We start from the raw sequence: 23,229 nt of genomic DNA, 5'->3' as shown, positions 1-23,229 counted from the left end.
CAGTCGTTTTTATTTTGCTTCACATTAAATTCAGCAAGTAACAGAATAAAAGCACTTTCCGCAATCATTTCTTATTTGCGTGAATGACGCTGTTTTATTGATGATCCGGATAAAGACGCACCGGCCTGCCGGTTTTGCGGATCAGCTCTTCAGCCTGCTGACTGTCCGCAGCAAGCCCGCTTTCGACCAGCCAGCGGGCAATGAGATTGGCACTGCGCTGATAGCCCAAGGCACAACAGATCAGTGTCGGGCGCGGCGCATTATGCATTGCCATGACTGCGACCTGCATGGTTGCAGGCTCCGGCTTTGCAAGATCCATCAGCGGAAAAGCCTGCCAGCGGGATTTGATATGGCGTGGTGCGATACATTCTGCCGTCATATCAATGATACAGGCATAATTTTGTGTTTCTGAGCGTTTCGGGAAACGTCCGAGATACAGGCCTTCAGTAATTTTAACCGCTGACGGTTCGCGCCATGTCCATGCGATACGGTTGAGCCTGAAAAAAATGCGCAGCGGTAAAAAGAGCCAAAAGGAAGCGAGGCTGACAGAGCCGTCAGAACGCTTTTGAAAGATTTTTGCGCCGCTGCCGCTATAGCCAAAGCTCAGCATCAGCACGGCCAATGCAGGCCAGAGCAGGAGCAGATTTGCCGGATGCCCGCCGGTGAATGTGAGTGCAAGTAGCGCAAGACCGGCAGCGCCATAAATACGCATGAATTTGCGGGATTTGGGATCACGGGTGAAACGGTAATTCTGCCAGGGTGCATCACTTTCACGGGGAAACAGCCACAGTGCAAACAGGCCGAGCAAAGCACCAGCCGGAACATCAATGAAATGATGCTGCCAAGTGGTGAGAACAGACAGGGCGATCAGCAGGCACCAGCCATACCAAATCATGCGCCAAGGTGCGGGTAGTCTGTCACGCAGTTGATCCCAGATGATAATTGCCAGCGCGATATGCAACGAAGGTGCCTGATTGAACGGCTGATCGAAATTGCCGAGCATGGTGAACAGCCAGCCGGAAAGACCGGTTGTGACAGGTTTTTCCCATGTGATGGTCAGCGGAAAAGCGATGAAACAGACAAAGGCAATGCATTGCGCCGTGAGATAGCGGCCGATCAACCGGTTTTGCGATTGATTGCTGGTGCTGACTAAAACCGCGACAGCGTAGAACAGGTTGAGCGACCAATAGGGAATGATCGTCCAGCCCCAGAACGGGATTTGCTGTTCCCAGTCAAAGACAATCTCCGGCACTGCAATACGCTGCGATGCCAGCCAGTTCGCCAAACCGTAAGTGGCATAAAACAGTGGGGCAAGCAGGAGCAAACACAGTACACCCCGCTTTATCAATGCCGGATTTGTTTTATGCCCTTCGGGATCAAGCTGCATTATTGCTCAATACGTTGCGCCAGTGACACGGTGAAAATGCCCCATTGGTCGATACGCTGTTCAATCTTGCGGAAGCCTGCGGCCTCCACCAGCTGATCCATTTCATTCTGCGTGCGGCGGCGCATCACCCATGCCTGTCCACCACGATGGGAGGTGAGCGCACGGGCAATCATTTCCAGCTGCGGATGCCAAGGCTGATTGGTGTAGATCAGATATCCGCCGCTCTGTACCGCCTGTGCCAGTCCTTCCAGTGATTGCGCGATCTGGTCATTATCGGCAAACAGCTCATAAAGGCCGGAAACAATTGCGAGGTTGGGCGCTGTCTCCGTATCTGTGCCAAGGGCAGCGAGCGCTTTGGTGTCGAACGCATCACCTTCATGGAACTCGGCTTTGCCTGAGAGATTGCGTTCCGCAATCAGTTGACGACCGGCCAGCACATTGATCGGTGAGTAATCCTGCAGACGCACCGAGGCAATTTCATCATCTTTGGTGGTGAGTGCATCCAGCACATAGCGTCCGTGACCGGCGGCAATATCGAGAATACGTGCCGGTTTCCCGTCATCCTGCAAACGGGTAACCGCCTGCCGGATCAGTTCTTCCAGATGGGTTTTACGCTGGCGGATACCGCGCCAGCCAATAGCGTTGAGGAAGGTCTTGTCGGTATAGCGGCCACCCCAGCCTAAGCCCTTCACTTCATTGCGATAGACATAATCGAGCGTAGAGCCGGAATCGAAACCGGTGCGGATACCGGTTTTCAGCCCTTCCGAAAACAATCCGCCGATGCGGATAGAAGCACGGGTCATGCCCCAATAAGCCCCGCGTGGACTGGTAATGGACAGAGGAGTAGCCAGACGGTCTGCTTCGTCGCGGGTAAAGCCCTGAATATGCGCATCAAGTAGTGAGCTTTGTTGTGGAGCCTTGGCAAATTGCTGCTCAATGAAAGGCCGGATTTTGGCAAAAGCCAAGGCGCGGTCACGCTCGCCTAATGTATCGTGATAGAAGCCCTTCAGCACATGACGCTCTTTAATAGGGCCTGCGAGATTTTCGTAAAAACGATGTTGCGGCGCATCACGCACTACCCAGTCACGACCGGAAATCAGCACCTGTGTCGGCGTGGTAATCGCACGGGCATCGCGGACGATGCGCTCTGCATTCTCATAGAGTTCCAGCAGAATATTGGAGGCAATCGGGCGAGTAATCAGCGGATCATTTTCAAAGGATGCAATGCGCTCTTTGTCATGGGTGAGAAAGCGGGCTTTGACATAGGACTTGACGAAGAATGTGCCTTTGAGCTTTTGCCAGAGCCAGATACCTTCTTTGGCCAGCGGCACATAGAGTTTAACATCAAAAGCCGGAGCAGCCAGCACCATGGCGCGGATCGGCGGCGCATAATCATGCACCCATGTGGCACCGATAACGGCACCCACACTTTGCGCAATCAGCGCCATATCCTGCAAAGCGAAGCCGTCTGTCTCGGTGATATGACGGGCAAAGCAATCAAGGTCGCGCACCGTGGTTGCAAAGGAAGGTGAATAGCCGCGCTGCCCTTGGGTAAGACCGTGACCACGAGCGTCCCATGCATAGAAGCTGTAATTATCCAGCCCGAGTTCTTCGACAATATGCGCAACACGGCCGCTATGTTCGTGCCCGCGATGCAACAGAATGATCGCGCCTTCCGGTTTTTCGCTCAAGGCAGGCCAGTAGCGGAAAAAGATTTCCTGCCGGTCATGGCTGATAAAATGCCGCTCAGTGCAATCGCGTTTTACCGAAGTCATAGGCCTGTCTTTCATATGGCGATACAAGAATATAGATGTTGTTGTGCTATTTATTGTAAGTCTTTTAGACTAAACGATGTTTAAGAAAAATGATTTTGCAAAGAGTTATACCGTGTCTGTTTATCAGCTTAAGAGCCGTTTTCAGGATTTATTGCGCCCGATGGTCAGCCGATTGGCACAATGGGGTGTGACCGCCAATCAGGTGACTGTTGCGGCGATGCTGATCTCTGTGGCGGTTGGTTTATGGCTGGTGACTGCTGAAAACAAAATATGGTTCTGGCTAATCCCCGTATGGCTGTTTATCCGCATGGCGATGAATGCGATCGACGGAATGCTGGCGCGCGAATTTAACCAGCAAAGTGCTTTGGGAGCTTATCTCAACGAGATGGGTGATCTTGTCTCGGATATTGCGCTGTTTGCGCCGTTTTTGTGGGTTGCACCGTTTCAGCCGCATTGGATGGGGCTGATTATTGTGCTGGTTTTGCTCACCGAATTTGCCGGATTGCTGGGCCTGAGTGTCGGGGCATCGCGGCGCTATGACGGGCCGATGGGCAAGAGTGACCGTGCTCTGTTATTCGGTATTCTCGGTGGCTGGCTGGCCGTTGACGGTTTTCTGCCGCAATGGATGGTCTGGTTGCAGCCGCTGCTGATCGCCTTGTTGCTGTGGACGATTTTCAACCGTATTCGCAAAGGCTTGGCAGAGGCTGCAAAGGGCTGAGATTACTCAGCCCTGTTTCTCGCGCCAGTCGCGCAAGCGATGAATGGCGGTTCCCAGCGTATCAAGTTTTTTGGCAAAGCAAAAACGCACATGGCTGGTGATATTGCGCTCTGAATAGAAAGAAGAAACCGGCACCGGCGTGACACCGGCTTCACGGGTGAGGCGCTGGCTGAAGGCCAGGTCATCACCATCTTTGTCGAGATCACTGATATCGGCAACCGCGAAATAAGTGGCCGGAGCGGGAGCCATGCTAAAACCGGCCTCACGCAAACCGGCATCGAGATAATCACGGCGCTTGGCCAGTTCCTCCCGCAGGCCGGTGAAATAGCTGTCCGGCAGATTGAGACCGACTGCTACCGCTGCTTGCAGGGCAGGTGGTGTGGTGAAAGTCATATATTGATGGACGCGGGAGATCACTTTCAGCAATTGCGCATCAGCGGTGATATAGCCAACCTTCCAGCCGGTGAGTGAAAAGCTTTTGCCTGCGGAGCCGATCCGTACCACACGGTCGCGGATTTCCGGCAGTGAAAACAGCGAGATATGTTTATTGTCATCAAAGGTGAGATGTTCATAAACTTCATCGGCAATGATGAAGAGATTATGCTTTACCGCCAGTTCTGCGATGAAATTCAGTTCCTCGCGGGTAAAAACCTTGCCGATCGGGTTCATCGGATTATTGACAACGATCATGCGCGTGCGCGGGGTAATCGCATCGCTCAGGGCTTGTAATGGTAATTCCCAATGGGGCGGTGCAAGACGCACCGGCACAACCACACCACCGGCGCGGCGGATCACCGGACTATAGGAATCATAGGCCGGTTCCAGCACAATCACTTCATCGCCGGAATTCATCAGCGCGAAGAAACTGTCGGCCAGAGCTTCTGTGGCACCGGAGGTGACGAGAATTTCCGTTTCCCAATCCGCATCAATATTGAAGAACCGGCGGGCATTGTCGGCCACAGCTTTGCGCAGGGCAGGAAGGCCGAGCATCGGCGGATATTGATGGGAACCGTTGTGCAGAGCATCTGTTGCAGCGGCAATCAGCTCCTGCGGCTCCAGCCCTTCCGGAAAACCCTGCCCGAGATTAATGGCACCGGTTTCTGCGGCCAGTCTCGACATGATTTCAAAAACAGATATGCCGGATGCTGCGAAAACCGGATTGACCATGATATCCCCCTGCAAATAATGCCGTATTATAGAGTTATGTTTTTAAACAGGAAAGCAGGCAACACCTTTCAGGCGCACAGATTACGCTGTCGCAGTGTTGCAACGCGTTCTTCAACGGCACTAACGATAGATTGCACAAATTCTGCGCCAAGAGCACCGCGGCGGATATCCTCCGGCTGCCAGACATTCACATAATAAGGGATGGAATGGCGGATCGGACGGATCAGCAGATTTTGCCCTTCAAAGGCCAGTGCGCTCAAAGGATTGATAACGGATATGCCAATACCTGCTGTTACCAGAGAACCGATGGAGGACGCGGTGGTTGCCTCAATCATAAGTTTACGGCTGATACCGGCATTGCTGAACCACTGATCGACCTGACGGCGATAGTAATCCTCATCGGAATAATAAATAAAGTTATGACCGGAGAATTGCTCAATATCGAGACTGTCATAATCCGCAAGCGGATGACCGGCAGGCATGATGCACAGAAGATCACCGGTATAAAGCTCGCGTGTTGCGGAGGCGCTGAGGGTAATATTGCCTTCTACCATGCCGACATCAAAAAATTTGCTCAGCAGGTCGCGGGTGAGGGCGCTTTCTTCCAGCGAGTGAATTTTCACAGATGCTTGCGGATGTTCGTTGAGAAACAGTTTGGTGGCCTGCGGAATAATCGCATGGGCATAGGCGGGCAGGCAGGCGACGGATACACGCTGCAAATTATCGCCGCGAATAGCGCGTGCCGTACGGGCAATTTCTTCAATACTGACAAAGGAGCGCTGCACAATCACGTTGAGCGCAGCAGCTTGTTGTGTGGGTTTTAGCCGGCGGTTATCACGGTGAAATAACGTAAAGCCGAGTGTTGCTTCCAGATCTTTCAGCTCGCGGCTGATGGTTGGCTGCGAGGAGCCGAGATGGTCTGCCGTTTCAGTTACATTGAGGGTGTGCATCAGCGACTGAAAAATTTCCAGCTGGCGGTGTGTCAGACGCATAAAATCTCCCCTTTGGCAGCAAGACCTTTCCAGTATTAAGCATATCGAAAATGAATAATAAAGAGATTATTATGAATTTGACCGCAGATGGATGTCTGATAGCTTGATGGTAGTAATGATGAAGCGGTGTGTCTTGTGCGACCCTCCGCTTCGAGTGTTTGAGGGTAGAATGACCACTGAGTTCTCACGTCCGCATGTTGCGCATTTCGGCTATAAAAACGGGGCTTTAAGCGTTGAAAACGTTGCTGTTTCTGCAATTGCAGAAAAATACGGCACGCCGTTTTATGTCTATTCGGCGGCTGCTGTGCGTGAACGTGTTGCCAGATTGCGTACAGCGCTGAGCGGACTCAATGTGCAGATCTGCTATGCGGTGAAAGCCAATAACAACCTGTCGCTGTTGTCTTTGCTGGTTGGTGAAGGCTGCGGTATGGATATTGTTTCCGGCGGTGAGATGCACCGTGCATTGGCGGCCGGTTCGCCTGCGGATAAAATCGTATTCTCCGGCGTTGGCAAAACCGATGAGGAAATTGCAGCGGCACTCAATGCCGGTGTGCATCAGCTGAATATTGAATCCATCGAAGAGCTGGATGCGATTTCCCGCGTTGCCCGCCAGCTTGGCAAAGTGGCAACCGTTGTGCTGCGCATCAATCCTGATGTGGATGCGCTGACCCATCCGAAAATCACCACCGGCACCAGCAAGAACAAATTCGGTATTGCCTATGCTGATGCGCTGAATACTTATGCAACCGCTTCTGCCCGTGAAGAAATCAATGTGGTTGGTATTGCCGTTCACATTGGTTCGCAGATCACCGATGTCACACCATATCGTCAGACTTTTGAACGCTTGGCACAGCTGACAGCCGCAATCCGTGCCAAAGGTCTGAACATTTCCCGTCTCGATCTCGGCGGCGGCCTCGGCGTTTCCTATGACGGTTCTGCCGGTATTGACGTCGATGCCTATGCCCAGACAATCCGCGATACACTTGGTGATATTGATTGCGAACTGACTATGGAGCCGGGTCGTTTCATTATTGCCGAAGCCGGTGCGCTGGTGACCAAAGTGCTCTATGGCAAAAATCAGGGCAATTCGAAATTCTCCATCGTTGATGCAGCGATGAATGATCTGATGCGTCCTGCACTTTACGATGCCGTGCATCCGGTCTGGCCGGTGCGGGAGCCGGCAGCAGATGCGGAAACCCTGCCGGTCAATCTGGTTGGCCCTGTTTGCGAAAGCTCGGATACATTTGGCGAATTTGATCGGTTGCCCGCGCTGGAGCGTGGTGATCTGGTGATGCTGGGTGTTGCCGGTGCCTATGGTGCAACAATGTCTTCAACCTATAATGCGCGTCCGCTTATTCAGGAAGTGCTGGTTGAGGGCGATACATTCAGACTGGTTCGCCGTCAGTGGACGGTTGAAGATGCACTTATACTGGAACGAGATCTTTAAGATCCGGCCAGCATAAAGGGAACGGTTGGGAGGCCGTTTCCTGAGGCTGCTGTCAAAGCAGCCCGAAGAGAGGGGGAAATATGAGGCCATATTCCGAAGCGGCGCAAACAGGCGCAGCAGGAATTTTCTTCGTCAAGACCCACGGGCTGGGGAATGACTTTGTGCTTGTTGACGGTCGGGAAAAGTCTTTCCGGCCGCAGGCGGCAATGATTGCGCAGATTTGTGATCGTCATCGTGGTGTCGGCGGCGATCAGTTGCTGGTGCTGGAAGCCCCGCAAAATGCCCGCGCTGATGTGCGGATGCGCATTTATAATGTGGATGGCATGGAAGCTCCGGCCTGTTTTAATGCCAGCCGTTGTGCCGCTTTTCTCTGGATGCAGGAAGCAGGCAAAAATTCCGTCATTTTAGAAACGTTTGGTGGCTTGATCGAAGCCTGTATGGCAACGGCTGAAAACGGGCAGCCGCGTATCAGCCTTTATCTGGCGCCTGCTGTTACAGACTGGCAGGCTATACCGCTGGCAGGGCCGCTTGCGAACCATGACGGGCGTCTGAACCACGGCCCGTTGTCCGAACCTTTTGCCGTCAGTATGGGCAATCCGCATCTGGTTTATTTCGTGCCGGATTTTGATGCTGTCGATGTGCTGCTTGAGGCCGCTGTGGTGCAAAACAGTGCCTATCTGCCGGAGCAGGCGAATATTGGTGTGGCTGAACTGCTGTCGTCTGAAGGTGACGAGGCGCTGCTGAAACTGGTGGTTTATGAACGTCCCGGTATTCTCACGGAAGCTTGCGGCAGCGGTGCCTGCGCAGCAGCGGTTGCAGCGGTGCGTAGCGGACGCACAAATCAGAAAAAATTCCGTGTTTTAATGCCGGGCGGGGCTTTACAGGTCGAGTTATGTGCTGATGATACAATTATCCTGACAGGGGATGTTGCTGTCGCATTTTATGGATTTCTGCCTGACGAAGCATAAACAGAATTCAATAAGGATAACGCAAAACTGTCCGTAAGAGACAGCGTTATAGAGGGGAAATAATGACTTTTATATCAGTTGAGCACGTCAGCAAGACCTATCCTGCGACCAGCAACGGCAAGGCGCATCGTGCACTGGCGGATGTCTCTTTCTCCGTAGAGAAGGGGGAGGTTCTGGTAATTATCGGCCCTTCCGGCTCCGGTAAAAGCACTTTGCTGCGTACACTCAATGCACTGGAAGCCATCGACAGCGGCACGATCACCGTCAATAATCTGGCGATTTCCGATCCCAAAACTAATCTCAATCATGCGCGGTCTGAAATCGGCATGGTGTTCCAGCATTTCAATTTGTTTCAGCATAAAACAGCGCTGGAAAATGTGGTTCTGCCGCAGACTGTGGTGCTGAAACGCTCCAAGGCGGAGGCGCTGAAAATCGCACAGGATATGCTGGCGCGTGTGGGCATTGCGGAACGTGCAGGGCATTATCCGAGCCAGCTTTCCGGTGGTCAGCAGCAGCGTGTGGCCATTGCCCGCGCATTAGCGATGAACCCGAAAGTGATGCTGTTTGACGAGGCAACCTCGGCGCTCGATCCTGAAATGGTTGGCGGCATTCTCGATCTGATGAAAGAACTGGCAAAATCCGGCATGACGATGGTGGTTGTAACCCACGAAATGGGTTTTGCCCGTGAGGTGGCTGACCGTGTGATCTTCATGGATGAAGGGCAGATTGTCGAAACCGGAACGCCGGATGTGATGTTTTCCAAGCCGGTTCATCAGCGCACTCAGCATTTTCTCGAACAGGTGCTTTAAAGGGAGGGGGCAGACGTGGGAGACGTCTGTTGAAGGTTACGGAAATGAATGCCCGTAAATAAGGGTAAATCCATATAATAGTGAGGAGAACATTATGAAATTTCTGAAAAAAATCGCTCTGTCGATCGGAATGCTGGCGGGTGTGGCCGCTATGTCTGTCGGTGCTGCAAGCACTGCCAAAGCAGACATTATGGAAGAAATTCTGAAGCGCGGTGAGCTGCGTGTTGCCGTGCAGACGCAGGGCGCGCCGGTCAGCTTCATCAATAAAGATGGCAAACAGACCGGTCTGGCCGTAGAACTTGCCCGTATGATGGGTGAGGATCTCGGAGTTAAAGTCGTGTTTCAGGATTATGACTGGAAAGGTCTTATTCCGGCATTGCTGGCAGGCAAAGTGGATATGATTGCCGCTGACATGACGCCAACCCCGCAGCGTGCGGCGCAGTTGCTGTTCTCCCGTCCGATGTTCTACGAAGAAACCGTTGCGGTGGTGAAGAATGATTCACCGCTGGCCAAATGGGAAGACCTTAATCAGGAAGGTCTGAATATCGGTTCCACACAGGCCAGCTCCTACAGTGAAGCCATTAAAAAGTTCATGCCAAAGGCAACGCTGAAAGAGTTCACCGGCGGTACTGCTGCGGTAGCACAGGCATTGTCTGCCGGTCGTATTGATGCAACTGTTTCCGATCTCGGCAACGTCACCAACTTCGTCAATGAATTCGGTAATCTGAAAATTCTTGACGGCATTATTGTCAAAAACCCGCTGGCCTTTGCCGTGCGCCCTGATGAAGCGCATTTGAAGTTCTGGCTCGACAATTATGTTGAACTGATTACCTCTGACAAACGTCTCGACCAGATGGTCAACTACTGGTGGAACACCACCGAGTGGGAAAAAGACCACAAGTAACAGAAGCCATCTCCTGCCTGCCATTCGGGCGGGCAGGAGCCTTACTGTTTTAAATATTTTGCGCCGCGGCAGACTGTCTGCCTGCGTGAAATATCCGGGACCGGATAATGTCATCATTCATTCTTGATTATTTCAATTACCGCATCGTTGCGCAGTATCTCGACCGCTTTGCAGAAGGTCTGGGCAATACGCTGATTGCAACCGGTGTGAGTTTTGTGCTGTCTTTTGTGCTCGGCACGATCATGGCTGTCATCATGTTTACGCAGTGGAAAGTGCTGCGCAATCTGATACAGGCTTATGTCACATTCATCCGTTCGACCCCGCTGCTGGTGCAGATTTATCTGGTCTATTTCGGTCTGCCTGTTCTGCTGCCGTTTACTGCCAAATGGCCGGAAATGTGGCTTGGCATTGCCGCGCTGGTTATTAACTGTACGCCTTATATGTCCGAAATTATCCGTACCGGTATCGGCTCTGTGCCGCGCGGACAGGTTGAAGCCGCCAAAGCTGTGGGCATGAGTTACGGACAGCGGCTGATCCATATTGTGCTGCCGCAGGCTTTTGCCAATGTGATCCCGCCTGTGCTCGGCCAGACGGCCGTGCTGATTAAAGATACATCGCTGTTGTCGCTGATTACGGTGTTCGAATTCACCAGTGCCGGTCTGTTGCTGAACAGTGAGCGTGTACGTCCGAATGAGAGCTTCCTGACAATCGCTGCCGGATATCTCGCTATCTATTGTGTGATGCTGTTCCTTTCGCATCATGTGAAAAAGAAGCTGGCAGGTCCTGCCTGGGCTGCGAAAGGTTGAGACTATGTTTGAATATTATTGGAAACTTACAGTCTCAGTCATGCCATTTCTCTGGCAGGGGTTCAAAGAGACTTTTACGGTTTCGCTGGTCGCAATTCTTGCGGGATCGATCATAGGTACTGTGATCGGGATTATACGCAGCTATCGCATCCCTGTTTTGACACAGCTCTTCGGCGGCTATGTGCATATTTTGCGCGGCACACCCTTTCTGGTGCAGCTCTATGTTTTCTATTTCGTGCTGCCGAATACAGGGATTGAATGGCTGAGTTGGGATTCCACCACAGCGGCCTTTGTGGCGCTGTCGCTCTATACATCCTGCTATGTGGCTGAAATTGTGTGCAGTGCGATTGATGCCGTACCGCGTGGTCAGTGGGAAGCTGCAACCGCTGTCGGCATGAGCCAACTGCAAAAATTGTGGCATGTGATTTTGCCTCAGGCGTTAAAATTGACAATTGCGCCGATGAGCTCTGTCTATGTGATTATCATTAAGAGTACTGCCATTCTCTCGGTGATCGGGATTGCCGAACTGACCCGTCAGGGCGAAGTGTCGATGCTGCGCTTCCCGCGTGATGTGTTGTTTATCTACGGGCTGATTGCGCTGGTTTATTTCGTCTATTGTTATCCGATCCTCAAATTTTCCAAATGGGCGGAGAACAAGATCAGCGGATCGCAGCGCCTGTCATTAGACTAAAAATTAAAAAGCGCAGCATGTGATGTGCTGCGCTTTTTATCTATGCATTGCGGGCGATTTGCAGACTTTGAATGCCTTGTTTGGAGATGCGGTAAGCACTGCCGTTAAATGAGGCGATCAGCCGTTTGGCGCGCAGTTTTTTGAAGGTTTGTAAATCTGTACCGTCAAGAAACCAGCCCTCGCGGGAGATGAAATCGACATCAATAATTTTGCCATTGTCGGCTTTTTCCGGTTCGATACGGCCGCCTTTGGCCAGCATATCGAGAATACGGCGTTCAAAACGTGAAATATTCATGGCTGTCTCCGTTGTTGGAAACGGACGAACAGCCCACAGAAACCGCCAACACATGGCAGCATGATCTGAGTCATCATGGGAATTGTCCTGATAAGGAGAGAAAGTCGGGCGCAAGCCGTTGTAAGCCTGTGTGTGACAGGCGGCTCTGCATAAGCAGAGGATCAACGATGAAGGATGCTGCGCATAAATCTCCTTAAGACGACTGCACAAAATATAATGCGAAAATGTAATAAAAACAAGTATGGCTATGATGTGCAGGTAAGGCGATTGTTGATCGCAAAAATGCATGAGGCCAGATGATAATAGCGCTTGTTTTCGCTCAACAGGACGTATTCATTCAGGCACAGAAATTTCATTATAAAAGCACGGCACAATGACACAGAAAACAGTATTTCGGCCGATCATCGGCGTGACACTCGACAGCGAAGAAGGCGGCGGCTTTTCGGATTCTCCATGGTATGCAATCCGCCAGAATTATTTGTCCTGCCTTGAAGAGGCGGGTGCTGCACCGGTTGCCTTGCCGCATCTCACAGAACTGGCTGAAACCTATCTGAATATGATTGACGGGCTGGTTGTAACCGGTGGTGCTTTTGATGTGCCGCCTGTAATGTTCGGCGAAGAAGCGCGCACAGACACAATCCGTCTGAAACCTGCGCGGACAGAGTTTGAAGCGGCGGTTCTGCGCGGTGCGCTGGAGCGCGATATGCCGGTGCTGGGGATTTGCGGCGGTCATCAGCTGCTGGCTGTTATCGCCGGCGGTACGCTGGTGCAGCATATTCCGGATGAAGTCGCAGACGCACTGGAACATTCCGTTTCGAAAAACACGGAAAATGCCGGTGGTAAGGAACGTGCAGGGCACAGTATCGCAATTGAAGAAGACAGTCTGCTGGCGAGACTGGTTGGCACAACCGGTCAACATGTCAACAGTTCGCATCATCAGTCGGTGCGCACAGTTAAAGCACCGATGCGTGTGACAGCTACGGCTGAAGACGGTATTATTGAAGCGATTGAACACACGGAAAAGAGCTTTGCCATCGGTGTGCAATGGCATCCGGAATATAAACAGATGGAAGGTGATGTGCATCTGCTGGCAGCATTTTGCGCTGCTGCCGAAGCCTATCATAATCGCTGAGCTGTTTTCGCTTATAACGGCCTGTGCTCAATTGTGCTGGCCGTTTTACTTGTCTTTCATACCAAGATCGCGGGCGGCAAGATCCAGCATTTTATTGGAACTGTTGCGCGCCCGCTCTTTATCGCGCAGCCGTATGGCTTCAATCAGTTCCAGATGTTCGGAAATGGCCTCATCGCGGCTCGCAACTGCATCATTGGATGTGTAAAGCGTATAGCGCAACGCGGCTTCAATAATGCCGCAAAGCTGGCGAAAGACCTGATTATGGCTTGCCCGCAATAGAGCTATGTGGAAGTCGACATCGCCCTGCGTGAAGGCTTCAATATCGCTGCCCGCCTCATTCATTCGGTTCCATGCTATTTCCAGCGCTGCAATATCCATGGCGGATGCGCGTTGTGTTGCCAGTTCGGCAGCGACCGGTTCAATTGCGCGGCGGGCTTCCAGAACGCAGAGCAGTAAATCCAGATCGACGATGCGCGGCCCCAGCCAGTCCAGCACCTGCTGATCCAGCAGATTCCATTCATCCTGCTCACAAATGACTGTGCCGATACGCGGCTTACCGCGCACCAGCCCTTTGGACTCCAGAGTTTTGATCGTTTCGCGGATGACCGTGCGGCTGACACCATATTCTTCACACAAATCATTTTCGCGGGGCAGCATTGAGCCCGGCTTGAAGCGGCCGTTGAGAATGTCAGCGGCGAGCGTCGCAGTGATGCTTTTTTGTACCCTTGGCCGCGTTGTGCGGGAAGGGGCATGCAGGCTCTGCTCAGACATTTCGGTCACGGCTTTTCTTTCGTTTTAATCCGGCCATCCGGTTGTTCAGTTTCCGGCTTTAATGCAGGCTCTGATCATAGTCATAGGGTTTGACAGACGGAAACCGCAAGGCACTCAGTTGTTTAATTATGTATAATGAACAATTTTAAATCATCATACAAGAATTATTGACTGGTATGATGATTTGTTTTAGCGTGACCGGCGATGGAGGACATCAGCGTCATGACAAGGCTGTGGGAGCTTGAGATGACGTGCAATCTTTGGGAGGAAAGATATGCGCTTTTTAAAAACGGCTGCTTTGGCCGGAATGATGGCCGGTGTGGTTTTCACGGCTGTTGCAGGAGTATCTGCAGCCTATGCGGCGGATGTGAAAATCGGCTTTGTTGTGAAGCAGCCGGAAGAACCATGGTTTCAGGATGAGTGGAAATTTGCCGATGTAGCGGCAAAGGAAAAAGGTTTCACTCTTGTCAAAATCGGTGCGGAAGACGGGGAGAAGGTGCAGTCTGCACTGGATAATCTGGCTGCGCAGGGCGCTGCCGGTGTGATCATCTGTACGCCGGATGTGAAGCTCGGGCCGGGTATTGTTGCCAAGGCCGAGGCCAATGGTCTGAAATTGATGACTGTCGATGACCGTCTTGTCGGTGCGGATGGCAAGCCGCTGGAAGATGTGGCGCATATGGGGATTTCCGCCACCAAAATCGGTGAGGAAGTTGGCCGCGCCATCAGCGAAGAAGTCAAAAAACGTGGCTGGGACTGGAAGAATGTCGGTGCAATCCGTGTTTCCTATGACCAGTTGCCGACTGCCGTTGACCGTGTTGAAGGCGCGCTTTCGGTTATGAAAGAAAACGGATTGCCGGAAGCCAATATTTTTGCGGCGCCACAGGCAAAAACCGATACTGAGGCCGCGCTGAATGCATCCACTGTTGTTCTCAACAAGAATGCGGATATCAAATATTGGGTTGCCGTTGGCCTCAATGATGAGTCCGTGCTTGGTGCGGTACGCGCAACGGAAAGCGTTGGCATTCCGTCAGAGAATGTTGTGGCGGTTGGTATCGGCGGTGCGGAATCTGCCATTAATGAATTTAAAAAACCAAGCCCGACCGGCTTCTACGGCACAGTCATCATTTCACCGAAGCGCCATGGGTACGAGACAGCGATGAATATGTATGCATGGCTGGCGGATGGCAAAGAGCCTGAAAAGCTCATTTTGACATCCGGTCAGCTAGCCTTGCGCGATAATTACGCGGAAGTCCGCAAGGAACTCGGCATCGAGTAATCCTGCACGGGGTCGGAGCATTGAGTGTTCCGGCTCCCATTTCTCAGAAATTATTCTTCAAGTGGTGCAACCACTGCTGAGAGACAGGTGCGGCATGGCTGACTTTCTGACGTTTAAAAATATTTCAAAGTTCTATCCCGGTGTTAAGGCGCTGACAGATGTGTCTTTCAGTGTTGCTCAAGGGGCTGTCCACGGGCTGATGGGAGAAAACGGGGCGGGTAAATCCACGCTCATCCGTGTTCTTTCCGGCGATCAACAGGCGAATAGCGGTGAGATCATTATTGACGGTGTGGTGCAGAAATATGCATCCGTGCGCGATGCTTTTCATGCCGGTGTGATCGTTATCCATCAGGAACTGCAATTGGTGCCGGAACTGAGTGTTGCGGAAAATCTGTGGCTCGGCCGCTTTCCTGCTAAAGCCGGCATTATCAGTTTTAAAGCGCTGGTTAGTGCTGTCGGCGAAAAATTGCGGATGATAGGCATTGATATCGACCCTGCCACTAAGGTTGCACAGCTTTCAATCGGTGAACGGCAGATGGTGGAAATTGCCAAGGCTGTGATGCTGGATGCGCGTATTATTGCGCTTGATGAGCCGACGTCATCCCTGTCATCGCGGGAGAGCGAAATCCTGTTCCGCCTGATCGGCCGTCTGAAGGCTGAGGGCAAGATCATTCTTTATATCTCGCATCGTCTGGATGAGATTTTCCAGCTTTGCGATAGTTTGACTGTGCTGCGTGACGGCAAACTGGCCGCCCATCATCCAAGTCTTGAGAATGTCACCCGCGACCAGATTATCTCTGAAATGGTGGGGCGGGAGATCAATAATATCTGGGGCTGGCGCGGTCGCAATATTCGCCAGAATATATTGCTGAAAGTTGAAAATCTCAGCGGCAGTAAATTACCGGAGCCTGTGAATTTTGAGGTGCGTGCCGGTGAAATCTTAGGGTTCTTCGGTCTGATCGGTGCCGGACGTTCTGAGATGAGCCGCCTGATTTATGGTGCCGATCAACGACGCGCCGGTGCGGTGTATGTTGATGGTAAGGTTGTGAAGGCTGATGATCCGCGCAGTTCCATCCGTGCAGGTATCGTCCTTTGTCCTGAAGACCGTAAATTTGACGGTATTGTTCAGGGGCGCTCGATTGAAGAAAATATCGCTATTTCTGCCCGCAGACATTTTTCGCCATTTGGCTTGATCCGCCCGAAAAAAGAGGCGGAACTGGCAGAAACCTATATCGGAAAATTACGGGTGCGTACGCCGTCGCGCAAACAGAATATCGTCAATCTCTCCGGTGGCAACCAGCAGAAGGTTATTCTCGGCCGCTGGCTGGCCGAGCAGAATATCAAGGTGCTGATTATTGACGAACCGACGCGCGGTATTGATGTGGGCGCCAAGGCAGAGATTTATGAAATTCTCTATCAGCTTGCTGAAAGCGGTATGGCGATTGTTGTGATCTCCAGCGAACTGCCCGAAGTCATGGGCATTTCAGACCGGATTATGGTGATGTGCGAAGGGCGGATTGCCGCCGGATTTGATCGTGCTGATTTTAATGACCGCGCCATTCTCACAGCGGCACTACCGGATAAGACCGTTGCTGAAACGGCAGCCGGATCATTACAAAAGGTATCCTGAACGATGGTTTCAATTAAAAAAATTCTGCTTGGTGAACAAGGGCTTGTGGTGATTTTTCTGCTGGCCTTTGCAGTGGTGGCACTGACAGTCCCGAATTTTCTGACTGAACGGAACATGCTCGGGCTTCTGCAATCGGTGGTAACCATCGGCATTGTTGCCTGCACGATGATGTTCTGTCTTGCATCGCGCGATTTTGATCTTTCCGTCGGTTCCACTGTCGCCTTTACCGGCATGATTGCGGTGATGGCGTCCAATGCTACCGGTTCAATTTTTCTCGGATTACTGGCCGCTTTGGCAGGCGGTTTTATCGTCGGGCTGTTCAATGGTGTTGTGATTGCGAAATTTCGTATCAATGCCCTGATTACCACGCTGGCGACGATGCAGATTGTGCGCGGATTGGCGCTGATCTCCAGTGATGGTCGCGCGGTTGGTATAAATGATCCGTCTTTCTATCAGCTGGCACTGTCAAAATTTTTAGGCATTCCGACGCCGATCTGGGTGATGGGACTGCTGTTTGTCATTTTCGGATTTGTGCTCAACCGCACAGTCTTTGGTAAGAACACGCTGGCAATCGGCGGTAATCCCGAAGCGTCGCGTCTTGCCGGTGTGAATGTGGATTCCATGCGTATCTGGATTTTTGCCCTGCAGGGGCTGGTCTGCGGTATTGCCGGTATTTTGCTGGCATCGCGTATCACATCCGGTCAGCCGAATGCGGCAACAGGGCTTGAATTATCTGTCATCTCGGCTTGTGTTCTCGGTGGTGTTTCTCTGGCTGGCGGGCGTGCTGCAATGCTGGGCGTGATTGTTGGCGTGCTGATTATGGGCATTGCCGAGAATGTCATGAACCTGCTGAATATTCAGGCATTTTACCAATATGTCGTGCGCGGTTGTATTCTTCTCATTGCTGTGCTGCTGGATAATCTGCGCTCAAACATGATCGGGTTCAGAGGATAAACACTGATGAATGACGCTGTTTACGCATTGGTCGATTGGGGAACGAGCAGTTTTCGCCTCTGGATGACGGATGCACAGGGGCATGTGCTGGGTGAAAGCCGCAGTGATGAAGGTATGATGCATTGTGCTGCAACGGGTTTTGCACCGGTGCTGGAAAAGCATTTACACAAGCTGGAAGCAGGACCGGATTTGCGGGTTATGATCTGCGGTATGGCCGGTGCACGGCAAGGTTGGGTAGAGGCACCTTATATCAGCCTGCCTGCTACGCTTGATGGTCTGGCAGATTATGCGCTCAAGTTAGAAAATCAGACACAGGATATCCGTATTTTGCCCGGGCTTGCGCAGCGTGATGCATCCGCAGCCAATGTGATGCGCGGTGAGGAAACCCAGCTTGCAGGTATTGCCACATCGGTGCCCGATGGTCTGATCTGTATGCCTGGCACGCATAGTAAGTGGACGAGACTGGAAAACGGTGTTGTGACGCAGTTTGCGACTTTCATGACCGGTGAGCTCTTTGCGGTACTGTCTCAACATTCCATTCTCAGACATGCGGTGGATACAGATGCGGCTTTTGATGAAAATACACCTGCTTTTCTCCGTGCTGTTGAAAAGACATGCGCGGAACCGGCACGGATGGCCGAGGATATTTTTGGTATCCGTGCAGCACAATTGCTTGGTTTTGAAGAGCAGTCTGAGGGCGCAGCGCATCTTTCCGGTCTGCTGATCGGTGCAGAGGCGGGCAGGGCAAAACAGCTTTACGGCACGGGTACAATCGGGCTGGTGGCTTCGGGAAAACTCGGCCGGTTGCATCAGGCCGCGCTGGAAAGAGCCGGTTTCAGCATCACCCTTCTGGATGGCGAGATTGCAGTCCGGCAGGGATTATTTGCTGCAGCGGCCAGAGTGTGGCCGATAACACATCATGTGTGATGGAGAGGGAAGCACAATGTCATCTGTCATCTGGCCGAATTTGAAACGCTCACTGGTGGCGATCATTCGCGGTATCCGCAATGATGAGGTTGAGCCGGTGCTTGAAGCCCTGATTACAGAAGGGTTCGAGATTATTGAGATTCCGCTGAACTCACCGGAGCCGTGGGTTTCGATTGAACGCGCGGTGAGGTTATTCGGTGACAAAGTGCTGATCGGTGCCGGAACCGTGCTGACAACAGAAGATGCACAGCGGCTGGCAGATATTGGCGGGCGGATTATGGTGAGCCCGAATACGGATGCCGATGTTATCCGCCATGCAACTTCCTGCGGGCTGATTACCATGCCCGGTTGTTATACGGCGAGTGAGGCTCTGCTGGCACTGCGTAGCGGCGCTTCAGCATTGAAGTTTTTCCCTGCCGGTTCCCTTGGTCCCTCAGGCATCGCGGCAATTAAAACCATTCTGCCGAAGGATGCTGTTGTCGGGGCTGTCGGTGGTGTTTCCGATCAGAATTTCGGAGATTATGCCCGCGCGGGTGTACGCACATTCGGCATAGGTTCCAGTTTGTATAAACCAGAGGATAGTGCGGAAACCGTGCAGGCAAAAGCCCGACTGACAATCACAGCCTATGATGAGGTGTTTGGTGGTGCGCATGGCTGAGATATTTGTGCCTGCTGCGTTGAATGCACCTTTGTGTAAGCTGGGTGAGGGGCCGGTCTATGACCCTCATACAGATACAGCATGGTGGTTTGATATTCTGCAATCCAAACTCTGCGAATATCAGTTTCAAAACGGTGTGAGCAGGCAACATGATCTGCCTTTTGCCGCCAGTGCCCTTGCGCGGGTGGATGAGTATCGCCAGCTCCTTTTCACAGAGCGCGGCCTGTATCTGCGCGATGTGGCAACGGGCGACCTGTCTCTGCATTGTGAAATCGAAGCGGATAATCGTCTTACCCGCTCCAATGATGCGCGGGTGCACCCATCAGGGGCATTCTGGCTTGGCACAATGGGCTGGCAGGCTGAGCAGGGTGCAGGTGCAATCTACTGGTATTTCAAAGGTGAATTGCGCAAGCTTTACGGCAATATCACGATCAGCAATGCGATCTGTTTTTCACCAGATGGCACGGCCGGATATTTTGCCGATACAGCTTTACGTCAAGTGATGCGTGTGCCGCTTGACCCTGAGAATGGTTTGCCGGTCGGGGAGCCGGAACTGTTTCTCAATGATTTTCCCGCAGGCAATCCCGATGGTGCGGTTGTGGATGCGGACGGTAATTTTTGGGTTGCCCTCTGGGGTGGCTCGCAGATTGCCGGATATGCACCGGATGGCAGTTTTCTGCGTTCAATTGCTCTGCCGGTTTCTCAGCCGAGCTGTCCTGCTTTTATCGGCAAAACTGCCAGCCAGATGCTGGTGACATCCGCATGGGTCGGGTTGGATGACACAGCGCGGCAGCAAAAGCCGGCGGGGGCGATATTCATCATGGATCTGCCGTTTCAGGGCAGGTTTGAAACCGATGTCAAAATCATCTGACCGGAGGCTGCCATGAGTATCATCACGTTGAAAAACCAACAATTTGAAGCGCATATTGCTAGCCATGGCGGCACGGTACATGGCTTGTGGTGGCACAATCAGGGGCGGATTATTCCCCTGCTGCGTGAAGCCAAACATGCCGATGCAGCACCGGTTGAAACAGGTGGTTTTCCGCTTATCCCGTTCGGCAACCGTATTCCGCAAAATCACTTCAGTTTTGAGGGGCGGGATTATCATTTTCAGGCGAATACAGATGATGATCCGCTCTATATTCATGGCGAAAGCTGGCAAGGTCTCTGTCAGATTGCAGAGCAGTCAGAGAACCGGCTTGTGCTGCGCTTTACCCATGACAAAGCCGATGCTGCTTTTATTTATGAAGCGGAACAGAATTTTGCACTGGATGAAACCGGTTTCACTCTCTCCATGCGTGTGACGAATAAAGGGGATAAAGCCATGCCGTTCGGCCTTGGCTGGCATCCTTATTTTCATCTGACTGAACAAACGCAGCTACAGCTCAATGCGCAGAAAATGTGGACGCAAGGTGTGGGTTATTTACCGGAAAACTGCGTCAATATTCCCGATGATCTGAATTTCAGCAGAATGAAAAAAATTCCCGATCATTGGGTGAATAACGGGTTTGAGGGATGGGACGGCACTGCGACACTTGTCTGGCCGGAACAGAATACAGCCCTGACCATGAGTGCCGACCCGTTGTTTGACCGGTTTTTTCTCTATGCGCCGCATGGTGTGCCGGAGCCGCAATCCCGTTCGGATTATTTTTGTCTGGAGCCGATGTCTCATATGGCGGGCGATCATTGCCGTGACGATTATGGTGGTCTGAAAATATTGCAACCGTCTGAAAGCCTGTCGGGAATAATTCGTTTGCAGCCTGAGCAAACTAAAGCATTTCCAGCAAAAGTGTGAAGCGCCTTCGCGGGGAAATCAGTTCACTGGACTGATTTCTATTCCCGCTTCGATGCGTAGGATAATGCGTAAAACAAAGATTTAGAGCGGTTTAGACAATTCAGTTCTAACTGGAACCGCTCGAAAAATCAGGTCTATAAAAGGGTAACAGAATGAAAATCACCAAGCTCACGACCTATATTGTGCCGCCGCGCTGGCTGTTTGTGAAAGTGGAAACCGATGAGGGCATTTCCGGCTGGGGAGAGCCGATTGTTGAAGGCCGTGCGCTGACAGTTGAAGCGGCGGTGCATGAGCTGTCTGATTATCTGATCGGCAAAGATCCGTTTCTGATCGAAGACCATTGGAATGTCATGTATCGCGGTGGGTTTTATCGTGGTGGTGCTGTGCATATGAGTGCCATTGCCGGTATTGATCAGGCACTGTGGGATATTAAAGGCAAGGCACTGAATGTGCCGGTGCATCAGTTGCTGGGCGGACAATGCCGCGACCGGATTAAAGTCTATTCATGGATCGGTGGTGACCGCCCGTCTGACGTGGCACGCAATGCGAAAGAAATGGTGGAGCGCGGTTTTACAGCATTGAAGCTTAACGGAGCGGAAGAGCTGCAGATCGTTGACAGCTATGCCAAGATTGATGCGATTGTCGAGACGATTGGTACCGTGCGTGATGCGGTTGGCCCGCATGTCGGGATTGGGGCGGATTTTCATGGCCGTGTGCATCGCCCGATGGCGAAAGTGCTGGCCAAAGCGCTCGATCCGTTCCGGCTGATGTTTATTGAAGAGCCGGTTTTATCCGAGAATTATGAAGCGCTGAAAGAGATCGCCAATCATACGTCCACGCCGATTGCTCTGGGGGAGCGTCTTTATTCCCGCTGGGATTTCAAGAATATTCTCTCCGGCGGTTATGTGGATATTATTCAGCCTGATCTGTCCCATGCGGGCGGGATCACCGAATGCCGCAAGATTGCTTCAATGGCTGAAGCCTATGATATTGCACTGGCTCCGCATTGCCCGCTGGGGCCGATTGCTCTGGCTGCCTGCCTGCAGATTGATGCGGTGAGTTATAATGCCTTCATTCAGGAGCAGAGCCTGAATATCCATTATAATCAGGATAATGATATTCTGGATTACATCACCAATCGTGAAGTGTTTGATTACAAGGACGGCTTTGTGGCTATTCCGCAGGGGCCGGGTCTGGGTGTCGATGTTGATGAAGCCTATGTGATTGAACGGGCTAAAACCGGCCATCGCTGGCGCAATCCGGTGTGGCGTCACGAAGATGGCAGTTTCGCTGAATGGTAATGCGGGCGTTCAAAAAGGATAAATATCATGGCTGATCGTCTGATCGGAAAACGCATTGTTGTCACCGGCGCAGCACAGGGGATCGGCCTTGCGATTGCGCAATGTTTTGGCCGCGAGGGCGCGGCGCTGTTCCTGATTGATACGGATGGGGCATTGCTGGAAAAAGAGGTACTGGCCTTACGAGAAAGCGGCGTTACGGTGAGCTTTGCTCAGGCTGATATTTCCGATGCCAAAGCGATTGAAAATGCTTTCCTGCAGGCCGATGCGGAAATCGGGCAGATTAATGCGCTGGTCAATAATGCAGGGATCAATGTCTTCAGCAAGCCGCTGGAAATGGATGATGAAGCATGGAACCGTTGCTTCGACGTTAATCTGAAAGGCGCGTGGAATTGTTGTAAGGCTGTGTTGCCGCGTCTGATTGAGCAGGGCGGCGGTGCTATTCTCAATATTGCTTCCACCCATTCTTTCACGATTATCCCGCACACATTTCCTTATCCGCTGGCGAAACATGCCTTGCTGGGCATGACCAAATCTCTGGGGCTGGAATATGCGCCGCAGCAGGTGCGAGTGAATGCTATTGCACCGGGCTATGTGCTGACGCAGAAAAATGTCGATTATTGGAACAGTTTTCCTGATCCGGAGGCAGCAAAAGCTGAAACCATGCGGTTGCATCCGGGCGGGCGCATTGCCAGCACGCAGGAAATTGCGATGGCGGCCGTGTTTATGATTTCAGATGAGTGCCCGTTTATGACCGCAACCTGCCTGACAATCGACGGTGGTTTAAGTGTTTTGCAACACGCGGTCTAATAGTGCGCAAGAGTGGAAG

Annotated in this window: 23 protein-coding genes; 17 read left to right on the top strand and 6 right to left on the bottom strand. The window is 52.1% G+C overall.

Annotated features, from left to right (window positions below; translation table 11 throughout):
* Positions 1–94: 94 nt before the first annotated feature.
* Positions 95–1,387 (bottom strand): phosphatase PAP2/dual specificity phosphatase family protein, encoded by a 1,293-nt coding sequence (locus tag K1X45_RS07340; RefSeq protein WP_220160257.1) that lies wholly within the window; start codon positions 1,385–1,387, stop codon positions 95–97.
* The gene (locus K1X45_RS07335; protein ID WP_255560864.1) at positions 1,387–3,162 is read right to left on the bottom strand and encodes a bifunctional alpha/beta hydrolase/class I SAM-dependent methyltransferase; all 1,776 of its coding nucleotides are present in this window, start codon (positions 3,160–3,162) and stop codon (positions 1,387–1,389) included. Before K1X45_RS07335 ends, K1X45_RS07340 begins: the two co-directional genes overlap by 1 nt.
* 112 nt (positions 3,163–3,274) lie before the next feature.
* Here K1X45_RS07335 and K1X45_RS07330 point away from each other — a divergent pair, with 112 nt between their 5' ends.
* Positions 3,275–3,880, top strand: a complete 606-nt coding sequence (locus K1X45_RS07330; protein WP_220160255.1) for a CDP-alcohol phosphatidyltransferase family protein — start codon at positions 3,275–3,277, stop codon at positions 3,878–3,880.
* Positions 3,881–3,886: 6 nt separating this feature from the next.
* Here the strand turns inward: K1X45_RS07330 and K1X45_RS07325 are convergent, their stop codons facing one another.
* Together K1X45_RS07325 and K1X45_RS07320 are read right to left on the bottom strand one after the other, a co-directional pair.
* A complete protein-coding gene (locus K1X45_RS07325) occupies positions 3,887–5,047 on the bottom strand; it encodes an aminotransferase (RefSeq protein WP_220160254.1) in 1,161 nt (386 codons plus the stop codon).
* A 68-nt stretch (positions 5,048–5,115) separates the two neighbouring features.
* Positions 5,116–6,039, bottom strand: a complete 924-nt coding sequence (locus K1X45_RS07320) for a LysR substrate-binding domain-containing protein (RefSeq protein ID WP_220160253.1) — start codon at positions 6,037–6,039, stop codon at positions 5,116–5,118.
* 169 nt (positions 6,040–6,208) lie between these two features.
* Here K1X45_RS07320 and lysA point away from each other — a divergent pair, with 169 nt between their 5' ends.
* From lysA to K1X45_RS07290, 6 genes are all read left to right on the top strand, one after another.
* On the top strand, positions 6,209–7,486 hold the full coding sequence (lysA, locus tag K1X45_RS07315; protein WP_220160252.1) for a diaminopimelate decarboxylase: 1,278 nt from the start codon (positions 6,209–6,211) through the stop codon (positions 7,484–7,486).
* Between the two features lie 80 nt (positions 7,487–7,566).
* On the top strand, positions 7,567–8,454 hold the full coding sequence (dapF, locus tag K1X45_RS07310) for a diaminopimelate epimerase (RefSeq protein WP_220160251.1): 888 nt from the start codon (positions 7,567–7,569) through the stop codon (positions 8,452–8,454).
* 62 nt (positions 8,455–8,516) lie between these two features.
* Positions 8,517–9,263 (top strand): amino acid ABC transporter ATP-binding protein, encoded by a 747-nt coding sequence (locus K1X45_RS07305; RefSeq protein WP_220160250.1) that lies wholly within the window; start codon positions 8,517–8,519, stop codon positions 9,261–9,263.
* 94 nt (positions 9,264–9,357) lie between these two features.
* Complete coding sequence (locus K1X45_RS07300) at positions 9,358–10,167, top strand: ABC transporter substrate-binding protein (protein ID WP_151160177.1); 810 nt, start codon at positions 9,358–9,360, stop codon at positions 10,165–10,167.
* A 107-nt stretch (positions 10,168–10,274) separates the two neighbouring features.
* The gene (locus K1X45_RS07295) at positions 10,275–10,973 is read left to right on the top strand and encodes an amino acid ABC transporter permease (protein ID WP_022710602.1); all 699 of its coding nucleotides are present in this window, start codon (positions 10,275–10,277) and stop codon (positions 10,971–10,973) included.
* A gap of 4 nt (positions 10,974–10,977) precedes the next feature.
* The gene (locus K1X45_RS07290; RefSeq protein WP_022710601.1) at positions 10,978–11,664 is read left to right on the top strand and encodes an amino acid ABC transporter permease; all 687 of its coding nucleotides are present in this window, start codon (positions 10,978–10,980) and stop codon (positions 11,662–11,664) included.
* Positions 11,665–11,704: 40 nt separating this feature from the next.
* Here K1X45_RS07290 and K1X45_RS07285 read toward each other — a convergent pair whose 3' ends face one another.
* Positions 11,705–11,959 carry a YjhX family toxin gene (locus K1X45_RS07285; protein WP_220160249.1) on the bottom strand — a complete coding sequence of 85 codons (255 nt, stop codon included), beginning with the start codon at positions 11,957–11,959 and terminating at the stop codon, positions 11,705–11,707.
* Between the two features lie 373 nt (positions 11,960–12,332).
* On the opposite strand from K1X45_RS07285, the gene K1X45_RS07280 reads away from it, so the two are divergent.
* The gene (locus K1X45_RS07280) at positions 12,333–13,091 is read left to right on the top strand and encodes a gamma-glutamyl-gamma-aminobutyrate hydrolase family protein (RefSeq protein WP_220160248.1); all 759 of its coding nucleotides are present in this window, start codon (positions 12,333–12,335) and stop codon (positions 13,089–13,091) included.
* A gap of 45 nt (positions 13,092–13,136) precedes the next feature.
* Here K1X45_RS07280 and K1X45_RS07275 read toward each other — a convergent pair whose 3' ends face one another.
* Positions 13,137–13,862 (bottom strand): FadR/GntR family transcriptional regulator, encoded by a 726-nt coding sequence (locus K1X45_RS07275; protein WP_220160247.1) that lies wholly within the window; start codon positions 13,860–13,862, stop codon positions 13,137–13,139.
* Between the two features lie 274 nt (positions 13,863–14,136).
* Between K1X45_RS07275 and K1X45_RS07270 the strand changes: the two genes are divergently transcribed.
* From K1X45_RS07270 to K1X45_RS07230, 9 genes are all read left to right on the top strand, one after another.
* Positions 14,137–15,138, top strand: a complete 1,002-nt coding sequence (locus K1X45_RS07270) for an arabinose ABC transporter substrate-binding protein (RefSeq protein WP_220160246.1) — start codon at positions 14,137–14,139, stop codon at positions 15,136–15,138.
* Positions 15,139–15,232: 94 nt separating this feature from the next.
* Positions 15,233–16,768 (top strand): L-arabinose ABC transporter ATP-binding protein AraG, encoded by a 1,536-nt coding sequence (gene araG, locus K1X45_RS07265; RefSeq protein WP_213599002.1) that lies wholly within the window; start codon positions 15,233–15,235, stop codon positions 16,766–16,768.
* Positions 16,769–16,771: 3 nt separating this feature from the next.
* Positions 16,772–17,722 (top strand): L-arabinose ABC transporter permease AraH, encoded by a 951-nt coding sequence (gene araH / locus K1X45_RS07260; protein WP_075657115.1) that lies wholly within the window; start codon positions 16,772–16,774, stop codon positions 17,720–17,722.
* A gap of 3 nt (positions 17,723–17,725) precedes the next feature.
* On the top strand, positions 17,726–18,649 hold the full coding sequence (locus tag K1X45_RS07255) for a 2-dehydro-3-deoxygalactonokinase (RefSeq protein ID WP_370627104.1): 924 nt from the start codon (positions 17,726–17,728) through the stop codon (positions 18,647–18,649).
* 16 nt (positions 18,650–18,665) lie between these two features.
* Positions 18,666–19,307, top strand: coding sequence for a 2-dehydro-3-deoxy-6-phosphogalactonate aldolase (locus K1X45_RS07250; RefSeq protein ID WP_213598998.1), 642 nt, complete (start codon positions 18,666–18,668; stop codon positions 19,305–19,307).
* Entirely contained in the window at positions 19,300–20,178 is an 879-nt protein-coding gene (locus K1X45_RS07245; RefSeq protein WP_213598996.1) for an SMP-30/gluconolactonase/LRE family protein, read from the top strand. The genes K1X45_RS07250 and K1X45_RS07245 overlap by 8 nt, the downstream gene beginning before the upstream one ends.
* 12 nt (positions 20,179–20,190) lie before the next feature.
* A complete protein-coding gene (locus K1X45_RS07240; RefSeq protein ID WP_220160244.1) occupies positions 20,191–21,102 on the top strand; it encodes an aldose 1-epimerase in 912 nt (303 codons plus the stop codon).
* A gap of 152 nt (positions 21,103–21,254) precedes the next feature.
* Positions 21,255–22,403: a galactonate dehydratase gene (dgoD, locus tag K1X45_RS07235; protein ID WP_213598992.1), complete on the top strand. Its 1,149-nt coding sequence runs from the start codon at positions 21,255–21,257 to the stop codon at positions 22,401–22,403.
* 27 nt (positions 22,404–22,430) lie between these two features.
* Positions 22,431–23,210 carry an SDR family oxidoreductase gene (locus K1X45_RS07230; protein WP_220160243.1) on the top strand — a complete coding sequence of 260 codons (780 nt, stop codon included), beginning with the start codon at positions 22,431–22,433 and terminating at the stop codon, positions 23,208–23,210.
* Positions 23,211–23,229: the final 19 nt, after the last annotated feature.

It is taken from the genome of Pseudochrobactrum sp. Wa41.01b-1 (assembly GCF_019464455.1).
Lineage (GTDB): Bacteria > Pseudomonadota > Alphaproteobacteria > Rhizobiales > Rhizobiaceae > Pseudochrobactrum > Pseudochrobactrum saccharolyticum.
This window is presented reverse-complemented; position numbering and strand designations above follow the sequence as displayed.